Here is a 17,823-nt window from a genome sequence, read left to right as displayed (position 1 = left end):
ACCCTGTGGGAGAGTAGGACGCCGCCGAACTCCTTTTATAGTTAAGCCCCGTGCCCTTGTGGCACGGGGCTTTTCTGCGTTCCGGACCAGAAAGAGCTTGAACGGATACAAGCGGGTCACGTCTGTCCTTACCTTCCGTCCCTTCCTACGTGCCCGCCTGATCCGATCGGGTGCGTCCGCAGCCTCGCTACAGACGGCCCGCTGCCTTGAGAGCCAGATAGGCGTCAGCGAGAGCCGGCGCGAGGGTGTCGGGAGTGGCGTCGACGACAACTACGCCACGGCGCTGGGCCAGTTCCGCCGTCTGACGTCGACGGGCCTTGGCCTGGGCGCCGGCAGCCGCCTCATAGACCGCGTCCACTGTGCCTCTCGCACCGGCCATCTCCTCGATGTGCGGGTCACTGACGGCCGCCAGCAGCACGGTGTGCCGCTGGGTTTCGAGCGGTGCCATCGCACCGACCATGGCCGACAGGACCTCCCCGGCCGCCCGGCGCTGAACGCGGGCGCGAACACGGCGGTCTCAGGCGAGCAGATCCACACGGTCGCCCGCCCGGGTGGCGAGAGCGGTCAAGAGCAGCGTCGCGTCCATCGCCGCGTTGAGACGAGGGACGTGACCGACCCGCCCCGCGGGTCAGGACGCTCGTGCGGCCGTCGAGTTCTCGCAGTCTGGCGACTGCTGGGAGGCCAGGCGTCGCGGAGGTGTGCCCGCAGGCGGCGGCGGGAACGATTGACTACGGTGAGTTGCACTTCCGCGTTGTCACCGAGTCGAACGGTTGTATCACCAGAACGAGTGAACTGGAGCGGGCGCACTGGCGCAGCCAGGGCATAGTCGCACAGAATTGCCAGAGACAGCGGGGCGTTGACCGCGAGCATGCCCGTCCAGCTCGGGGCCTGAATGCCTACAGGGAGTGACCCCAGAGCGGAGAGCAGTGCGTGCGTCCGGTGAGGGCCACGATTCACCGCCTCATCGGGGTACGGGGACTTGGGCGAGGACTGCGGTGATGACGGAGTCGGGGGTGACACCTTCCATCTCCGCCTCGGGCCGCAGCTGGATGCGGTGGCGGAACGTGGGGAGGGCCAGGGCTTTCACGTCGTCCGGAATCACGTAGTCGCGGCCCGTGAGCCAGGCCCATGCGCGGGCGGTGGAGAGCAGAGCAGTTGGCACCTCGGGGTGAGACTCCGAGAGACAGTGAGGGGGAATCACGCGTGGCACGACAGATATCCACGACGTAGCCGGCGATCTCGGGGGAGACGCTGGTGGCGGCAACAGCGGTGCGGGCGGCTTCCAGGTCGGCCGGTCCTGCGACCGGGCGTATGCCCGCAGCCTTGAGATCGCGGGGGTTGAAGCCGTCGGCGTGGCGGGACAGGACGGTTGACCTCGTCCTCACGGGACGGAAGAGGCACCGTCAGCTTGAGGAGGAATCGGTCCAACTGGGCTTCGGGGAGCGGGTATGTGCCCTCGTACTCCACCGGGTTCTGGGTGGCTGCGACGAGGAAGGGGTCGGGGAGGGGACGGGGGGTTCCGTCGACGGCGACCTGGCGCTCCTCCATTGCCTCCAGGAGGGAGGACTGGGGCTTGGGGGGCGTTCGGTTGATCTCGTCGGCGAGTAGCAGGTTGGTGAAGACCAGTCCCGGCTGGAAGGAGAACTCGGCGGTGCGGGCGTCGCAGACGAGGGACCCGGTGATATCGCTGGGCATCAGGTCGGGGGTGAACTGGACGCGTTTGGTCTCGAGTTCGAGGGACGCCGCGAGGGCCCGGACCAGGAGGATCTTGGCCACGCCCGGGACGCCTTCGAGCAGGACGTGACCTCGGCAGAGCAGTGCGACGACAAGTCCGGTGACCGCCGGGTCCTGTCCGACCACGGCCTTGGCGATCTCGGAGCGCAGCGCTTCCAGTGAGGCGCGGGCCGTGTCGTCGTTCCTGATGGTCTCGGCTGTCCCGGCGGGAACTGGGGGCGGGGCGGTCATGAGGTACGAACCTCCCTTTGGAGGGAGTCGAGTTGGTCTGCCAGAAGGACGAGCACGGCGTCGTCGGAAGGAGCCGAACCGAAGAGCAGTTCTTGGAGGCCGCTGTCGGTCGTGCCGAGGCGCGTGGAGACGGCGGGCAGGAGTGCGACGGCGGAGTGGGCGTCCCGCGGGGAGACGCCGACGAGGGGGCGATACGGGTGCGAGAAGCGTGGCGCAGTGAGGCGGCGGCCCGGTCGCGGGCGTTGGTCTTGCGGTGGAGGCGGGCGCGGCCCTCGGTGGACTCGGAGGCGCGGATGGCCGCGGGCAGCCGTTAGGCGATCACGGGACCCAGGCGACGCGCCCGCCAGACGGCGGCGAGTACGGCGGCGAGTGCGAGTTGCAGGGTGCCCCACAGCCAGCCCGAGGGGATCAGGTCGATGAAGCTGCTCTCGCCGCCCGCGCTGTCGTCACCCGCATCGCCGTCATCGCCTCCGCCGCCGCTTGCGGCGGAGCTGTCGGCCGACGGTGTCGGCGGTTGCCGTGCGGAGGTGTTCTGCTGGCCCGGCGTCAGCAGGTTGGGCGCTGCGACGAGCAGCGTCGTGTCGGGGCGGACGGTGGATGTGGCGCCCTGGAGCGTGGTGACGACACGGACGGAGACGCCACGGTCCTTGAGGAGTTCGGCGACGGCCCCGCTGCCGTAGCGGTCCGCGGAGCGGGGGGCGAGACGTCCGTGCCGATCGCCGGAGTGGGTGGCCGTCAGGGCGACTCCGGCGGCCACGAGCACGAGGACGGCGAGCAGCAGTCGGCGTATGCGGATCCAGACCTGACGAGGGGTCGGGGAGGCCGAGGAGGAAGGGGTGGTGACCGCGGTCATCCGGCGGCTCCCCGGAGGGTGCCGGTCAGTTCGGGCCTGGTGGACCCGAGCTCCAGGGCCAGGGCGAGCAGGGTCAGGTATGTCTGTTGGTCCGCGGTGCGGCCACCGTATGTGACATCGTCGAACTGCCGGGCGCCGCCAGCAGTCGGGTGGCGTGTGCGGGGAGCGGTCGGGCGGCTTCCGCGGCGGCTTCATCGGCGGTGCGGCCGGGACGCGGGTCCAGTAGTGCGCGTTCCTCGGGGGAGCGGACGATGGCCCGCATCCGTTCCTGGACCGCCTGGTTCCAGCGGCCGGCGGCGGCGTGGGGTATGTCGCCGCTCGCACGGACCAGCAGTCGCGCTGCCGCCGTGCCACCCACCCCCGACACCGCGTCAGCTCCTGTTGTCGTAACCCGGCAGGCCGGCTGCCCTGGCGAGTTCGAGGTCGAGTGCCTCGCGCCGGATGCGCTGGTCCACGTAGAGCAGCGCCATGACACCCGCGGAGAGCGGGTAGGTGATCGTTGCGATGACCACGTCGCCGATGCCGGAGACGATCAGGAACGACCAGCTCTGTGGTGAAGATCGTGGCGAGCATCGTGATGAGCGGAGGCGGGCCGGTGTTGAGCATTTCGGTCTGGAACGAGTCGGCTGCCTGGCGCAGGGCTTCCGAGCCCGTGGCGTTCGTGTCGACGGACGGGGAATCGGGCAGCAGATAGCGCGCCACGAGGATGATCGCGGTCTGGGTGATCGCGGCGACGGTGAGCGTGATGCCGAGGACCGTGCGCCACTGGGCGCGCATGGTGGATACGGCGCCGTCCAGGATCTGGCCGACGCCCAGTGGACGGAGCGGGGTGACGCCGGGCCGCGCCGCGTCCGGACGGTCCCAGCCGGGCCCCTGGGGCCGTCCGCCTCAGCCGGGGGCGGGTGGCGGCGCGCCGGGACCGGCGCCGGAACTGCTCGGCGGGGACCACCGCCCTGCGGGCGGCTGCGTGGGAGACCAGTTCCCCGCAGGTCCGCTGCCGTCGACAGGCTCGGAAGGCCGGGGGATACCCGCCTCCTGGCCGTCGGAGGGGGCAGATCCGGGCGAGGCCCAGCCCGGAGTGTCGTTCATTCTCGCTCCTTAACGGTCCTGTCCGCTCATCGGGGCGTCAGGTTGGCAGCCATCGTGCCACGCGTCGCACCGGTCCGGGCCTGGCGCTCTGTCTCCTTCGTCCCTTCATTTGTGGGCGGCTCACCGGGCAGACTGGGCGGATGGCTGATCAGGACGCGCAACCGCCGGTGGGCATCGCCCCCTCGGCGCTTCCCGTACTTCGCTGGGACGAGCCTCCACAAGGCCCTGTGCTGGTGCTTCTCGACCAGACGCGGTTGCCCGCGGAAGAGGCCGAGCTGGTGTGTGCCGATGTGCCCGCGCTGGTGGAGGCGATCCGGACGCTGGCGGTGCGGGGAGCGCCGCTGCTGGGTATCGCGGGGGCCTACGGCGTGGCTCTCGCCGCGGTCCGGGGCCAGGACGTGGAGGTGGCCGCAGGGCTGCTGGAGCAGGCGCGGCCCACCGCGGTGAACCTCGGCTACGGCGTGCGGCGGGCCGCCGGGGCGTACCGGGCGGCGGTCGAGAAGGGGGCGGATCCGGAGCAGGCGGCGGCGGAGGCGCTGGCAGAGGCCAGGGCCCTGCACCGGGAGGACGCCGTGGCCAGTGGCCGCATGGCGCGGTTCGGGCTCGCCCTCCTGGACGAGCTGCTGCCCGAAGGCGGGCATCAGCTGCTGACCCATTGCAATACCGGCGCGCTCGTCTCCGGAGGCGAGGGCACCGCCTTCGCGGTGGCGCTCGGTGCGCACCGGGCGGGCCGGCTGAGGCGGCTGTGGGTGGACGAGACCCGTCCGCTGCTCCAGGGCGCCAGGCTGACCGCGTACGAGGCCGCTCGCAGCGGCATGCCGTACAGCCTGCTCACGGACAACGCCGCGGGGTCGCTGTTCGCCGCCGGGGAGGTGGATGCCGTACTCATCGGGGCGGACCGCATCGCCGCGGACGGATCCGTGGCCAACAAGGTGGGGAGTTACCCGCTGGCGGTGCTCGCGAAGTATCACCACGTACCGTTCATCGTGGTGGCCCCGACCACGACCGTGGATCTGGACACCGCGGACGGGGCGGCGATCACCGTGGAGCAGAGACCCGGACGGGAAGTGACGGAGGTCACATTTTCTCGGGTCGGGGTGACCGGTCGGGAAACGGGTGGCTTGATCGTGGCGCCGCCGGGATCCCAGGCGTACAACCCCGCCTTCGACATCACACCGCCGGAGCTGGTCACGGCGATCGTCACGGAGGAGGGCGTAATCTCCCCGGTCACAGGGGTCGGACTGGCAGAGCTGTGTGCCAGGTCATCGCAGATAACGATTAGCTAATGGGATGATGTCGATTATGAAGGGACGCGTCCTTGTCGTCGACGACGACACCGCACTGGCCGAGATGCTCGGCATTGTGCTGCGTGGTGAGGGATTCGAGCCGTCGTTCGTAGCGGACGGCGACAAGGCACTTGCTGCATTTCGTGAGGCAAAGCCGGACCTGGTTCTGCTGGATCTCATGCTGCCCGGTAGGGACGGCATCGAGGTCTGCAGGCTGATCAGGGCCGAGTCAGGCGTGCCGATCGTCATGCTCACTGCCAAGAGCGACACGGTTGACGTGGTGGTGGGCCTGGAGTCAGGGGCCGACGACTACATCGTCAAGCCGTTCAAACCTAAGGAGTTGGTTGCCCGGATCAGGGCACGTTTGCGGAGGTCCGAGGAGCCGGCGCCGGAGCAGCTGACCATCGGCGATCTGGTCATAGATGTGGCCGGGCACTCGGTGAAGCGGGACGGGCAGTCCATTGCCCTGACCCCGCTGGAGTTCGACCTGCTGGTCGCGCTCGCCCGTAAGCCGTGGCAGGTCTTCACCCGTGAGGTACTGCTGGAGCAGGTGTGGGGATATCGCCATGCCGCCGACACCCGGCTGGTGAACGTGCATGTTCAGCGCCTCCGCTCCAAGGTCGAGAAGGACCCGGAGCGGCCGGAGATCGTGGTGACCGTCCGAGGTGTCGGTTACAAGGCCGGACCGAGCTGACATGTCCCTGGGTAGCGCTGCTCCGAAGCCCGGGGAGCCGGGAGTCCGTGCGGAGCGGGCTGCCGGTTCAGGGTCTGCGTCGTCGCCTTTCGGGCGGTTCCTGCGGGGCGGCCGGTTGTTCCAGGACCGGCCGCCCGGCGGGCCGGTGCCGAGACTGCTGATGCGCTGGGTGCGGCGTCCGCTGCTGCCCGCGGTGCGGCTGTGGCGGCGCAACCTTCAGCTGCGGGTCGTCGCGGGCACGCTGCTGATGTCGCTCGGTGTGGTTCTGCTGCTCGGCCTGGTCGTGATCGGGCAGGTGCGCAACGGCCTGCTCGACGCGAAGGGCAAGGCCGCCCAGACACAGGCCGCGGGCGGATTCGCGGCTGCCCAGGAGAAGGCGAACGCACCACTCACTCCTACGACCGGCCAGGGCGGCGACGCCGCGGACGGCACGACCGCCAACAACTCCTGGCGGACCGAGCTCGTCGACCAGCTCGCCAGTGGCGGGAAGAACGCCTTCAACGTGGTGGCGCTCAGCGCCGACGAGGGATCCCGTGCGCCCCGCGGCTCGGGCAGCGTCGAGGCCGCGAGCATTCCGCAGAGCCTCCGCGAGTCCGTGAACAAGGGCCCGGGAGCATTCCAGACGTACTCCCTGATCCGCTACGCGAACGGGCAGGAGTCGCAGCCCGGTCTCGTCGTGGGCAAGCGGCTCTATGACATCGACCGCAACCCCTACCAGCTGTACTACGTCTTCCCGCTGACGCAGGAGGAGAAGTCCCTGACCCTGGTCAAGGGCACACTGGCCACCGCCGGTCTGTTCGTGGTCGTGCTGCTCGGGGCCATCGCCTGGTTCGTGGTGCGCCAGGTCGTCACACCCGTCCGCATGGCGGCCGGGATCGCCGAACGGCTCTCCGCCGGCCGGCTCCAGGAACGGATGAAGGTCACCGGCGAGGACGACATCGCCCGGCTCGGTGAGGCCTTCAACAAGATGGCGCAGAACCTTCAGCTGAAGATCCAGCAGCTGGAGGAGCTCTCGCGGATGCAGCGCAGGTTCGTCTCGGACGTCTCGCACGAGCTGCGGACACCCCTGACGACGGTACGGATGGCCGCCGATGTCATCCATGAGGCACGCGTCGACTTCGACCCCGTCACGGCGCGCTCCGCGGAGCTGCTCGGTGACCAGCTCGACCGGTTCGAGTCGCTGCTCTCCGATCTGCTGGAGATCAGCCGGTTCGACGCGGGAGCCGCGGCGCTGGAGGCCGAGCCGATAGACCTGCGGCAGGTCGTGCGACGGGTGATCGGCGGCGCCGAGCCGCTGGCCGAGCGCAAGGGCACCCGGATCCGGGTGGTCGGTGACGAGCAGCCGGTGATAGCGGAGGCCGATGCGCGACGGGTCGAGAGGGTCCTGCGCAACCTGGTCGTCAACGCCGTCGAGCACGGTGAGGGCCGCGATGTCGTGGTGCGGATGGGGGTGGCCGGCGGAGCGGTCGCGGTGGCCGTCCGGGACTACGGAGTGGGGCTGAAGCCCGGCGAGGCGACCCGGGTGTTCAACCGTTTCTGGCGGGCCGACCCGGCCCGCGCCCGGACGACCGGCGGCACCGGTCTGGGACTGTCGATCGCCGTCGAGGACGCCCGGCTGCACGGCGGCTGGCTGCAGGCCTGGGGCGAGCCCGGTGGCGGCTCCCAGTTCCGGCTGACCCTGCCGCGCACGGCGGACGAGCCGCTGCGCGGTTCGCCGATACCGCTGGAGCCCGAGGACTCACGGCGCAACCGGGAGAACCGGGAGCGGGCCGCGGCCGCCCCCGCACAGGCCACGGGGAGTGAGCACCGGCTGATGGCGGTGCCCTCCCAGCCGCCGGGTACGGACCGCTCACCGCTGCCGGTACCGGCCCGCGCACCCGCGGCCGCCCGGACCGCACCGGTCTCGGTGCACCCGGCGGCACTGCCGGGCAGCGGCGCACGGGTGGTGCCGCGGCCCTCCGAGGAGCGGCCCGGCGACAACGACTCCCCGAGGCAGGATCCGGGGCGGGAGGACACGACTCGTGGGCACTGACCGTGATCAGGGCCGCCGCGGACGTGCGGCGGGGCTGACCGTGCTGCTGGGATGCGGCGCCCTGCTGCTCACCGCGTGCGGCTCGATGCCCGTCACCGGTGATGTCAAGGCTGTGGACGCCTCGCAGCCCGGCGAGTCCCAGGTGCAGGTGTACGCGGTCGCGCCGCGTGACGGTGCCACGCCGAACGAGGTGGTCGACGGTTTCCTGGAGTCGATGACCAGCGACGACTCCGACTTCCGGACGACGCGCAAGTACCTCACGCAGCAGACGTCGAAGGCCTGGAAGCCGAGTGCGCTCACCACCGTGCTGGCCAAGGCGCCGAACCGGAGCGGCCGGCCGGACCACGAGAGCGACCGCAGCACCACCGAGGTCAGCTACACGCTGTCCGGCGAGAAGGTGGCGACGGTCGACGAGCAGAACGCGTACCAGCCGCTCGCTCCGACGGACTACGCGAGCACCCTCCATCTGGTGCGGCAGAACGGGCCGGACGGCAAGGAGTGGCGCATCGACAGAGTGCCGGACGGCCTGGTGCTCGGGCAGTCGGACTTCAAGCGGCTCTACCGTTCCGTCAACAAGTTCTACTTCGCGACCGGGCGCTCCGAGGCGCAGTCCACACTGGTCGCCGACCCCGTCTACATCCGTAACCGGACGGACCCCGCCACCGGGATGGACACCGTGACACAGGCGGTCCGCAGTCTCCTGAGGGGCCCGACCGACTGGCTGCGGCCGGTGGTCGAATCAGGCTTCCCCGCCGGGACGGGCCTGCGCAAGGACGTCATCTCGCTGACGCCCGACGACCGCAACGTACTGAAGGTCCCGCTCAACAAGAAGGCCGACGGAGTCGGACAGCGCTCCTGCCGGATGATGGCCTCGCAGGTGCTCTTCACCCTCCGGGACCTGACATCGGCGCGGGTCGAGCAGGTGGAGCTGCAGCGCTCGGACGGTTCGACGTTGTGCGTGCTCGGGTCGGACCAGGCCGAGGAGTACGCCCCCGACCGTTCGTCGGGCGGGCCCGACAGCCAGTACTTCGTCGATGCCAAGGGGCATGTGCAGCGCATTCCGGGGAGCACCAGGGGCAGCGGGGAACCGGAGCCGGTGGCCGGGCCGTTCGGTGCCGGTCAGCTGCGGGTGAGCGAGGTCGGCGTGGCCCGGGACGAGCAGTTGGCCGCGGCGCTCTCGCAGCACCGCGACGCGCTCTACGTGGCCTCCATCGCCGCCGACGGCCAGCTGCCGCCCCCGGCGGTGACGAGCAAGGCCGTCCGTACCAAGGACCGTCTGACGGCGCCCAGCTGGGACGGCAGGGGCGACCTCTGGGTCGCCGACCGGGACCCGGACAATCCCAGGCTGCTGCGGCTGGCCGGCGGTGCGGGCAAGCCGCAGGAGGTCACGGTGCCGAGTCTGAACGGCAGCCGGATCAAGGGACTGCGGCTGTCCTCGGACGGGGTGCGCATCGCCCTGCTGCTGTCGAGCGACGACCGTACGACGCTGAGGATCGGCCGGATCGAGCGTCAGGGACCGCAGGGCAAGCAGCAGGTTTCCGTGGTCGACCTGCGGCAGGCCGCGCCGCAGCTGGCGGATGTGACCGCGATGTCGTGGTCGGGCGGGAGCCGTCTCGTGGTGGTCGGCAAGGAGCAGGGCGGCGTGCAGCAGGTCCGCTATGTGCAGGCGGACGGCTCGACACCTTCGTCGGGCGTGCTGCCCGGGGTGAACCAGGTGCTGGCGATCGCCGCGGCGGACGACGAGCAGTTGCCGCTGATGGCGGACACGCAGGGCGACGGAATAGTGAAGCTGCTGCCCGGAGACAACTGGCAGACGGTCCTCAAGGAGGGTTCGGCGCTGGTCTACCCGGGCTGACGCCCGCGCCCGCCCGTACCCCCGTACCGCCTGTGCCGGCCCGTGTCCGCCTGTGTCCGGGCGGTTGTCCACAGGGGTGGTCCGACGGCTCGGGCGGGGGCACAGTGGAGTCATGAGCGGGTGGTGGCGGGAGATCACCGGACTGGTCCTGCCGGTGGCCTGCGGGGGCTGCGGCAGACCTCGGACCGAGCTGTGCGCGGAGTGCGGCGCGCAGCTCCACGGCGGGGCGCCCCGCCGGGTGAGACCCGATCCGGAGCCGGCCGGCCTGCCCCCGGTGCATGCCGCCGCCGGCTACGAGAACGCGGTACGGGCGCTGCTGCTGGCTCACAAGGAGCGCGGTGCGCTCAGCCTGGCAGGGGCCCTCGGCAAGGCCCTGGCGGGTGCCGTGCGGGCCGGGGCGGGGTCACCGTCCGGTCCGGGACCACTGCTGCTCGTGCCCGTGCCGTCGTCGCGCCGGGCCGTGGCGGCGCGCGGACATGATCCCACGCGCCGGATCGCGCTGGCGGCCGCGGCGGAACTGCGGCGTGCGGGCACCCCGGCCAGGGTGGCCGCGGTGCTGCGCCAGCGGCGTGCGGTGGCCGACCAGTCGGGGCTCGGAGCCGGGGAGCGCCGGGCGAATCTGGCGGGTGCGCTGGAGATGGCGGCGGGAGGCGGGCGACTGCTGGCAGCCGGCCGGGTTGTGCTCGTCGACGACCTGCTCACGACAGGTGCCTCGCTGGCCGAGGCGGCACGGGCGATCGACGGGTCCGAGGGGCCGGACGGCGCTGGTTCCGGGGTACGGCAGGCGGCCGTTGTCGCAGTATCTCCGTCCGCCTTCGAAATAAACCGGAACTGGAAGTGAACCTGCATCGTTGCAGGTAGTGAGTGGGTAAAAAGACCTGAACGGAGGTACGTGCGAGTAGCGGGTGCCGACAGGCCGCCGAGCAGGCTATGTTCGGTTGTGAGGAATGGTGAATGCCAGACCTCGGCGAATGCACCACCAGGTTTCGGGCAGGTAACCCACCAGCAGTTCAGAATCCGGAAATTCGGTGGGGTGGACACCTCGCCGCCGGGGGAGGAGGAGGTGGAAGCCACCGAGTCCGCGGCTCCGGTTACCACCGGGGCCTGGTGCAAAAGGGAGATGCTCCGCCACTGAGCGGAGCGATCCGGGAACGGAGTTCTGCGTGGACATCGTCGTCAAGGGCCGCAAGACCGAGGTGCCCGAGCGGTTCCGCAAGCACGTGGCCGAGAAGCTGAAGCTGGACAAGATCCAGAAGTTCGACGGCAAGGTGATCAGCCTCGACGTGGAGGTGTCCAAGGAGCCGAATCCCCGTCAGGCCGACCGTTCCGACCGGGTGGAGATCACGCTCCGCTCGCGTGGGCCGGTCATCAGGGCGGAAGCGGCCGCAGGCGACCCGTACGCAGCGCTGGACCTGGCCACCGGCAAGCTGGAGGCCAGGCTGCGCAAGCAGCACGACAAGCGTTTCAGCCGCCGTGGTTCGGGTCGCATCTCAGCTGCCGAGGTCGCCGAAGTCGTACCGGAAGCGGCTTCGTTCAACGGCGACGGCGTGCTGATCGCCGACGAGCCGGCGAAGCCCGTGCCCACCACCAGGATCGGCTCGCTCGAGGTACAGGGCGAAGGTCCGCTGGTGATGCGCGAGAAGACGCACGTGGCGGCACCCATGTCGCTCGACCAGGCGCTCTACGAGATGGAGCTGGTAGGACACGACTTCTACCTGTTCGTCGACTCCGAGACGAAGGAGCCGAGTGTCGTCTACCGGCGGCACGCCTACGACTACGGTGTCATCCACCTGAGGACCGACCCGCTGGCCGCCGATGAGGCGGGCGGCGCGGGTGGTGCGCTCGGCGGCTGACGCCCCCTCCGTGGTGCCCCTGGTGCGCCTTGTGCGCCCCCGGGGCACCCGCGTGCGTCCACTGGATCACCGCTCGGACGTCCAGGCATGAAATCATGGCGGCCCAAGCCAATCGGTGCTCTGTGAACTGCCGTTGGCGGACAGTTTGTGAACTTCAGGCCGTGGCCTTCAGGGGGAGGAACGATGGCGGACACCTTCGGGCCCGTGCGCGACGCGAATGATGCCGAGGATGCTTCCGGTGCCCGCACCGGTGCGGACGAGGACGGTGGTTCCCGCAAGGAACCGATCCGGGTCCTCGTGGTCGATGACCACGCCCTCTTCCGCAGAGGACTGGAGATCGTCCTCGCGCACGAAGAGGACATCGAGGTCGTCGGCGAGGCGGGGGACGGGGCGGAGGCGGTCGACAAGGCGGCCGATCTGCTGCCGGACATCGTGCTGATGGATGTACGGATGCCCAAACGGGGCGGTATCGAGGCCTGTACCTCCATCAAGGAGGTGGCCCCCAGCGCGAAGATCATCATGCTGACGATCAGCGACGAGGAGGCCGACCTCTACGACGCCATCAAGGCGGGCGCCACCGGCTATCTCCTCAAGGAGATCTCCACGGACGAGGTCGCCACCGCGATCCGTGCGGTCGCCGACGGGCAGTCCCAGATCAGTCCGTCCATGGCGTCGAAACTGCTCACCGAGTTCAAATCGATGATCCAGCGGACCGACGAGCGCCGGCTGGTGCCGGCGCCCCGGCTCACCGAGCGTGAGCTCGAAGTCCTCAAACTGGTTGCCACAGGCATGAACAATCGCGATATCGCGAAGGAACTCTTCATTTCCGAGAACACCGTGAAGAACCACGTCCGCAACATTCTGGAGAAGCTCCAGCTGCACTCCCGGATGGAAGCCGTGGTCTACGCCATGCGGGAGAAGATCCTCGAGATCAGGTGACGCGGCCGGGTAAAGCCCCGGGAATGTGCGGTCACGCCAGGACGCGGACGATTTCCCGTGTGAGCGGCCCGCGCAGTTCCGGCGCCTCCACCCGTTCCAGCCGGACCTCGGTGCAGCCGACCCACGACGCGGCCTCGACCAGAGCCTGCGCCATCGGCGGCACGGCCTTCGGGCCCGCCAGGCTCACCTGCCGGGCGACCAGCGTCGTGCCCTCGCGCGCCGGATCGACCCGGCCCTGCAACTTGCCGCCCGCCAGCAGGGGCATCGCGAAGTAGCCGTGGATCCGCTTGGGCTTGGGGACGTAGGCCTCCAGCCGGTGGGTGAACGCGAAGATCCGCTCGGTGCGCGCCCGCTCCCAGACCAGCGAGTCGAACGGCGACAGCAGCGTCGTACGGTGCCGGCCGCGCGGCTCCGAGGCCAGCGCCGCCGGATCCGCCCAGGCGGGCTTCGACCAGCCCTGCACCGTCACCGGCACCAGGCCGGAGTCCGCGACCACCGCGTCGAACTGCTCGGCCTTGAGCCGGTGGTAGTCGGCGATGTCCGCGCGGGTGCCCACGCCCAGTGACTGCCCGGCGAGCGCCACCAGCCGGCGCACGCACTCCGCGTCGTCCAGGTCGTCGTGGAGCACCGAGGCGGGCAGGGCCCGTTCCGCCAGGTCGTAGACCCGCTTCCAGCCGCGCCGCTCGGTGCACACCACCTCGCCGTACATCAGGGCCCGCTCGACGGCGACCTTCGACGCCGACCAGTCCCACCACTCCCCGCCGTTCTTCGCGCCGCCCAGCTCCGTGGCCGTCAGCGGACCCTCGGTGCGCAACTGCTTGATGACCGTCTCGTACGCGCTGTCGGGCAGGTCGTGGTGCCACTGCGGGCGTGAGCGGTAGGCACGGCGGCGGAAGGCGAAGTGCGGCCACTCCTCGACCGGCAGGACGCACGCCGCGTGCGACCAGTACTCGAAGGCGCGGCCACCCGACCAGTACGCCTCCTCGACGGGGCGCCGGCCGACCGCGCCGAGGCGCGCGTACGGAATCAGCTCGTGCGACCGCGCGAGCACGGAGATCGTGTCGAGCTGGACGGCCCCGAGATGCCGCAGCACGCCGGGCACCCCGGCCCGGCGGTCCGGGGCGCCCAGGAATCCCTGGGCGCGCAGGGCGATCCTGCGGGCCTGATCGGCGGAGAGTTCGGCTGCGGGAGGCTGCACAGGCGTCATGCCTCGAACCCTAGAGGGCGGTACTGACAGTCCGGCCCGGAATTCCGCGGTCCTCACGAGCGGGTGGGGGCCACCGCCGGAAGGTAGGCGCAGGTCCCCGGCAGCCCGAGGTCGCACGGGAGCAGGGCACCGGCCCACGTATCGCGTCGCACCCCCTTGTTGAGCAGTCCGGAGCGCTGGTCGCCCTCCATCAGGAAGCCGGCCCGCAGCGCCACGGCCCGCGAGGGGACATTGCCGATCTCGGCCCGCCACTCCAGCCGGTCCCCGCCGAGCGAGGTGAAGGTCCAGTGGGCGGCGCGGCGGACCGCTTCCGTCATGTAGCCGCGGCCGCGGTGCTCCCCTGCGGTCCAGAACCCCACCTCGTACGTACCCGGCTGATTGCGGCGGTTGATGCCGAGCGCACCGGTCAGGGCCCCGCCGTCACGCAGTACGACGGCGAAGTTGTACATGGAGTCGTCCTGCCAGCCGCCGGGCGAGAACTGCCGGGTGAAGAGCTCCGCGTCGGTGCGGCTGTACGGCGAGGGGACGACCGTCCAGCGCTGGATGTCCGGATCCTGGCAGGCGGCGTGCACGGCGTCCGCGTCGTCCCCGGCGAAGGGACGCAGCAACAGGCGGTCGGTGGTGAGAGTGATCGGTTCCATGTACGGATTCTGGTGACCGGCCGGGGCGCGGAGCGAGTACTTTTCGGACTTCGCGGCACCTTCGGTGCCCTTCGGCCGTTGATCGGGAAGGGCACTGCGAGCTCAACGCGGTGGCAGCCCTCCCGGCGCGGCGGGGTCCTCGCTTACGATGGCCGTTGCGGTGGGGCCCACCTGCCGTGCCCGCGCCAGAGTCCATAACACGACCCAGTGCCAGGCCCGACCGGCAAGGAGACCAGCCTCAGTGTCCGTCTTCAACAAGCTCATGCGTGCAGGCGAAGGCAAGATCCTGCGCAAACTGCACCGCATCGCGGACCAGGTCAGCTCCATCGAAGAGGACTTCGTCAACCTCTCCGACGCCGAGCTGCGGGCGCTCACCGACGAGTACAAGGAACGGTACGCGGACGGCGAGAGCCTGGACGACCTGCTTCCCGAAGCATTCGCGACCGTCCGTGAGGCCGCCAAGCGGGTCCTCGGACAGCGCCATTACGACGTTCAGATGATGGGCGGCGCAGCCCTGCACCTCGGCTATGTGGCCGAGATGAAGACCGGCGAGGGCAAGACCCTGGTCGGCACGCTGCCCGCGTATCTCAACGCGCTCTCCGGCAAGGGCGTGCACCTGATCACGGTCAACGACTATCTGGCCGAGCGTGACTCGGAGATGATGGGCCGGGTCCACAAGTTCCTCGGACTGGACGTCGGCTGCATCATCGCCAACATGACGCCGGCCCAGCGCCGCGAGCAGTACGGCCGCGACATCACGTACGGCACGAACAACGAGTTCGGCTTCGACTACCTCCGCGACAACATGGCGTGGTCGCAGGACGAGCTCGTCCAGCGCGGTCACAACTTCGCGATCGTCGACGAGGTCGACTCGATCCTGGTCGACGAGGCCCGTACCCCGCTGATCATCTCCGGCCCCGCCGACCAGGCCACCAAGTGGTACGGCGACTTCGCCAAGCTGGTCACCCGGCTGGCCAAGGGTGAGGCGGGCAACCCGCTCAAGGGCATCGAGGAGACCGGCGACTACGAGGTCGACGAGAAGAAGCGGACCGTCGCGATCCACGAGCCCGGTGTCGCGAAGGTGGAGGACTGGCTCGGCATCGAGAACCTCTACGAGTCGGTGAACACCCCCCTCGTCGGGTACCTCAACAACGCCATCAAGGCCAAGGAACTCTTCAAGAAGGACAAGGACTACGTCGTCATCGACGGCGAAGTCATGATCGTCGACGAGCACACCGGCCGTATCCTCGCCGGCCGCCGCTACAACGAGGGCATGCACCAGGCGATCGAGGCGAAGGAAGGGGTGGACATCAAGGACGAGAACCAGACCCTCGCCACGATCACCCTGCAGAACTTCTTCCGTCTCTACGGCAAGCTCTCCGGCATGACCGGTACGGCGATGACCGAGGCCGCCGAGTTCCACACGATCTACAAGCTCGGTGTCGTGCCGATCCCGACCAACCGGCCGATGGTCCGGGCCGACCAGTCGGACCTGATCTACCGCACCGAGGTCGCGAAGTTCGCCGCCGTCGTCGACGACATCGCGGAGAAGCACGAGAAGGGCCAGCCGATCCTGGTCGGCACCACCTCGGTCGAGAAGTCCGAGTACCTCTCGCAGCAGCTGTCGAAGCGCGGTGTGCAGCACGAGGTTCTCAACGCCAAGCAGCACGACCGGGAGGCGCCGATCATCGCGCAGGCCGGTCGCAAGGGCGCCGTCACGGTCGCGACGAACATGGCGGGCCGCGGTACGGACATCAAGCTGGGCGGCAACCCCGACGACCTGGCCGAGGCGGATCTGCGCCAGCGCGGGCTCGACCCGGTCGAGCACGTCGAGGAGTGGGCGGCCGCGCTGCCGGCGGCGCTGGAGAAGGCCGAGCAGGCGGTGAAGGCCGAGCACGACGAGGTCAAGGATCTCGGCGGGCTCTACGTCCTGGGCACCGAGCGGCACGAGTCGCGCCGCATCGACAACCAGCTGCGCGGTCGTTCCGGCCGCCAGGGCGACCCGGGCGAGTCCCGCTTCTACCTGTCGCTGGGCGACGACCTGATGCGTCTGTTCAAGGCGCAGATGGTCGAGCGCGTGATGTCGATGGCCAATGTGCCGGACGATGTGCCGATCGAGAACAAGATGGTGACGCGGGCGATCGCGTCGGCCCAGTCGCAGGTCGAGCAGCAGAACTTCGAGACGCGTAAGAACGTCCTGAAGTACGACGAGGTGCTCAACCGGCAGCGTGAGGTCATCTACGGCGAGCGGCGCCGGGTGCTGGAGGGCGAGGACCTCCAGGACCAGATCCGTCACTTCATGGACGACACGATCGACGACTACATCCGCCAGGAGACGGCGGACGGGTTCGCCGAGGAGTGGGACCTGGACCGGCTGTGGAGCGCGTTCAGGCAGCTCTACCCGGTGAAGGTCACGGTCGCCGAGCTGGAGGAGGCCGCCGGGGATCTCGCCGGGGTCACCGCCGAGTTCATCGCCGAGTCGGTCAAGGACGACATCCACGATCAGTACGAAGAGCGTGAGAAGACGCTCGGCTCCGACATCATGCGTGAGCTCGAACGGCGCGTGGTGCTGTCCGTGCTGGACCGCAAGTGGCGTGAGCACCTGTACGAGATGGACTACCTCCAGGAAGGCATCGGCCTGCGGGCCATGGCGCAGAAGGACCCGCTGGTCGAGTACCAGCGCGAGGGCTTCGACATGTTCAACGCCATGATGGAGGGCATCAAGGAGGAGTCCGTCGGCTACTTGTTCAACCTGGAGGTCCAGGTCGAGCAGCAGGTCGAGGAGGTGCCGGTGCAGGACGCGGGGACCTCGCTGTCCAAGGAGGACGCCGTGCCGGCGGCGCGTCCGGAGATCCGGGCGAAGGGGCTCGACGCTCCGCAGCGTCCCGACCGGCTGCACTTCTCCGCTCCCACGGTGGACGGGGAGGGCGGGGTCGTCGAGGGCGACTTCTCCAACGTGGACAGTGACGGGGCCGGGGCCGAGTCCGACGGGCTCACCCGGGCTGAGCGGCGCAAGGCGCAGAAGAGTGGTGGGGGTGGGCGGCGCCGCAAGAAGTAGCGTGCGCTGACTGCTGGATCGCGGCCGGGGCCGGGCACCGTTGGTGTCCGGGTCCGGCCGTTGTGCGTGTGGGTGTGCGGGGTGGGTGGGTGCGCCTGCGGCGGGGCTTGTCCCCTCCCCGCCCCTTCCCGTAACCGGGGGGGCGCCCCCCCCCCCCCGGGGGGGGCCCCCCCGCGGGGGGGGGGGGGGGGGCGGGGGGGGGGGGGGCGGGCCCCGGGGGGGGGGGGGGGGGGGGGTTGGGGGTGGGGGGGGGGGGGGGGGGGGGGGGGCCCGGGGGGGGGGGCTTGTCCCCTCCCCGCCCCTTCCCGTAACCGGGGCTCCGCCCCGGACCCCGCTCCTCAAACGCCGGAG

The 17,823-nt window shown here is 70.1% G+C and carries 10 protein-coding genes and 5 pseudogenes; 8 read left to right on the top strand and 7 right to left on the bottom strand.

From position 1 onward, the window contains the following. Positions 1-187 precede the first annotated feature (187 nt). From ACZ6S6_RS37525 to ACZ6S6_RS37505, 5 pseudogenes are all read right to left on the bottom strand, one after another. Positions 188-950 (bottom strand): annotated as a pseudogene (locus ACZ6S6_RS37525) (hypothetical protein). 11 nt (positions 951-961) lie between these two features. Continuing rightward, a pseudogene (locus tag ACZ6S6_RS37520) lies at positions 962-1,965 on the bottom strand (AAA family ATPase). After that, positions 1,962-2,818: pseudogene (locus ACZ6S6_RS37515) on the bottom strand (DUF4350 domain-containing protein). Before ACZ6S6_RS37515 ends, ACZ6S6_RS37520 begins: the two co-directional pseudogenes overlap by 4 nt. After that, positions 2,815-3,122, bottom strand: a pseudogene (locus tag ACZ6S6_RS37510) (DUF4129 domain-containing protein); the annotation flags it as partial. The pseudogenes ACZ6S6_RS37515 and ACZ6S6_RS37510, both read right to left, overlap by 4 nt. Positions 3,123-3,189: 67 nt before the next feature. Continuing rightward, a pseudogene (locus ACZ6S6_RS37505) lies at positions 3,190-3,907 on the bottom strand (hypothetical protein). A gap of 140 nt (positions 3,908-4,047) precedes the next feature. On the opposite strand from ACZ6S6_RS37505, the gene mtnA reads away from it, so the two are divergent. The 7 genes from mtnA to ACZ6S6_RS37470 all read left to right on the top strand — a co-directional run bounded on the left by mtnA (position 4,048) and on the right by ACZ6S6_RS37470 (position 12,566). Further along, a complete protein-coding gene (mtnA, locus tag ACZ6S6_RS37500; RefSeq protein WP_469709498.1) occupies positions 4,048-5,193 on the top strand; it encodes an S-methyl-5-thioribose-1-phosphate isomerase in 1,146 nt (381 codons plus the stop codon). Between the two features lie 4 nt (positions 5,194-5,197). Further along, positions 5,198-5,887, top strand: a complete 690-nt coding sequence (gene mtrA, locus ACZ6S6_RS37495) for a two-component system response regulator MtrA (RefSeq protein ID WP_187740742.1) — start codon at positions 5,198-5,200, stop codon at positions 5,885-5,887. Between the two features lies 1 nt (position 5,888). After that, positions 5,889-7,919: an MtrAB system histidine kinase MtrB gene (mtrB, locus tag ACZ6S6_RS37490; protein ID WP_469709496.1), complete on the top strand. Its 2,031-nt coding sequence runs from the start codon at positions 5,889-5,891 to the stop codon at positions 7,917-7,919. Then, positions 7,909-9,774 (top strand): LpqB family beta-propeller domain-containing protein, encoded by a 1,866-nt coding sequence (locus ACZ6S6_RS37485; RefSeq protein ID WP_469709494.1) that lies wholly within the window; start codon positions 7,909-7,911, stop codon positions 9,772-9,774. Before mtrB ends, ACZ6S6_RS37485 begins: the two co-directional genes overlap by 11 nt. A gap of 112 nt (positions 9,775-9,886) precedes the next feature. Further along, positions 9,887-10,615 (top strand): ComF family protein, encoded by a 729-nt coding sequence (locus ACZ6S6_RS37480; protein WP_469709492.1) that lies wholly within the window; start codon positions 9,887-9,889, stop codon positions 10,613-10,615. Between the two features lie 322 nt (positions 10,616-10,937). After that, complete coding sequence (hpf, locus tag ACZ6S6_RS37475) at positions 10,938-11,627, top strand: ribosome hibernation-promoting factor, HPF/YfiA family (RefSeq protein ID WP_362967236.1); 690 nt, start codon at positions 10,938-10,940, stop codon at positions 11,625-11,627. Between the two features lie 183 nt (positions 11,628-11,810). Continuing rightward, positions 11,811-12,566, top strand: a complete 756-nt coding sequence (locus ACZ6S6_RS37470; protein ID WP_362967238.1) for a response regulator transcription factor — start codon at positions 11,811-11,813, stop codon at positions 12,564-12,566. Positions 12,567-12,597: 31 nt separating this feature from the next. Here ACZ6S6_RS37470 and ACZ6S6_RS37465 read toward each other — a convergent pair whose 3' ends face one another. Together ACZ6S6_RS37465 and ACZ6S6_RS37460 are read right to left on the bottom strand one after the other, a co-directional pair. Beyond that, complete coding sequence (locus ACZ6S6_RS37465; RefSeq protein ID WP_469709490.1) at positions 12,598-13,773, bottom strand: winged helix-turn-helix domain-containing protein; 1,176 nt, start codon at positions 13,771-13,773, stop codon at positions 12,598-12,600. 53 nt (positions 13,774-13,826) lie between these two features. After that, the gene (locus tag ACZ6S6_RS37460; protein WP_362967242.1) at positions 13,827-14,414 is read right to left on the bottom strand and encodes a GNAT family N-acetyltransferase; all 588 of its coding nucleotides are present in this window, start codon (positions 14,412-14,414) and stop codon (positions 13,827-13,829) included. Positions 14,415-14,655: 241 nt separating this feature from the next. Here ACZ6S6_RS37460 and secA point away from each other — a divergent pair, with 241 nt between their 5' ends. Continuing rightward, positions 14,656-17,472 (top strand): preprotein translocase subunit SecA, encoded by a 2,817-nt coding sequence (secA, locus tag ACZ6S6_RS37455; RefSeq protein ID WP_362967244.1) that lies wholly within the window; start codon positions 14,656-14,658, stop codon positions 17,470-17,472. Positions 17,473-17,823: the final 351 nt, after the last annotated feature.

The organism is Streptomyces sp. NPDC048671, from assembly GCF_055587045.1.
This window is presented reverse-complemented; position numbering and strand designations above follow the sequence as displayed.

Coding starts and splice junctions, on each gene's coding strand:
- mtnA (WP_469709498.1), top strand. CDS start 4,048: ATGGCTGATCAGGACGCGCAACCGCCGGTGGGCATCGCCCCCTCGGCG.
- mtrA (WP_187740742.1), top strand. CDS start 5,198: ATGATGTCGATTATGAAGGGACGCGTCCTTGTCGTCGACGACGACACC.
- mtrB (WP_469709496.1), top strand. CDS start 5,889: ATGTCCCTGGGTAGCGCTGCTCCGAAGCCCGGGGAGCCGGGAGTCCGT.
- ACZ6S6_RS37480 (WP_469709492.1), top strand. CDS start 9,887: ATGAGCGGGTGGTGGCGGGAGATCACCGGACTGGTCCTGCCGGTGGCC.
- ACZ6S6_RS37470 (WP_362967238.1), top strand. CDS start 11,811: ATGGCGGACACCTTCGGGCCCGTGCGCGACGCGAATGATGCCGAGGAT.
- ACZ6S6_RS37465 (WP_469709490.1), bottom strand. CDS start 13,773: ATGACGCCTGTGCAGCCTCCCGCAGCCGAACTCTCCGCCGATCAGGCC.
- ACZ6S6_RS37460 (WP_362967242.1), bottom strand. CDS start 14,414: ATGGAACCGATCACTCTCACCACCGACCGCCTGTTGCTGCGTCCCTTC.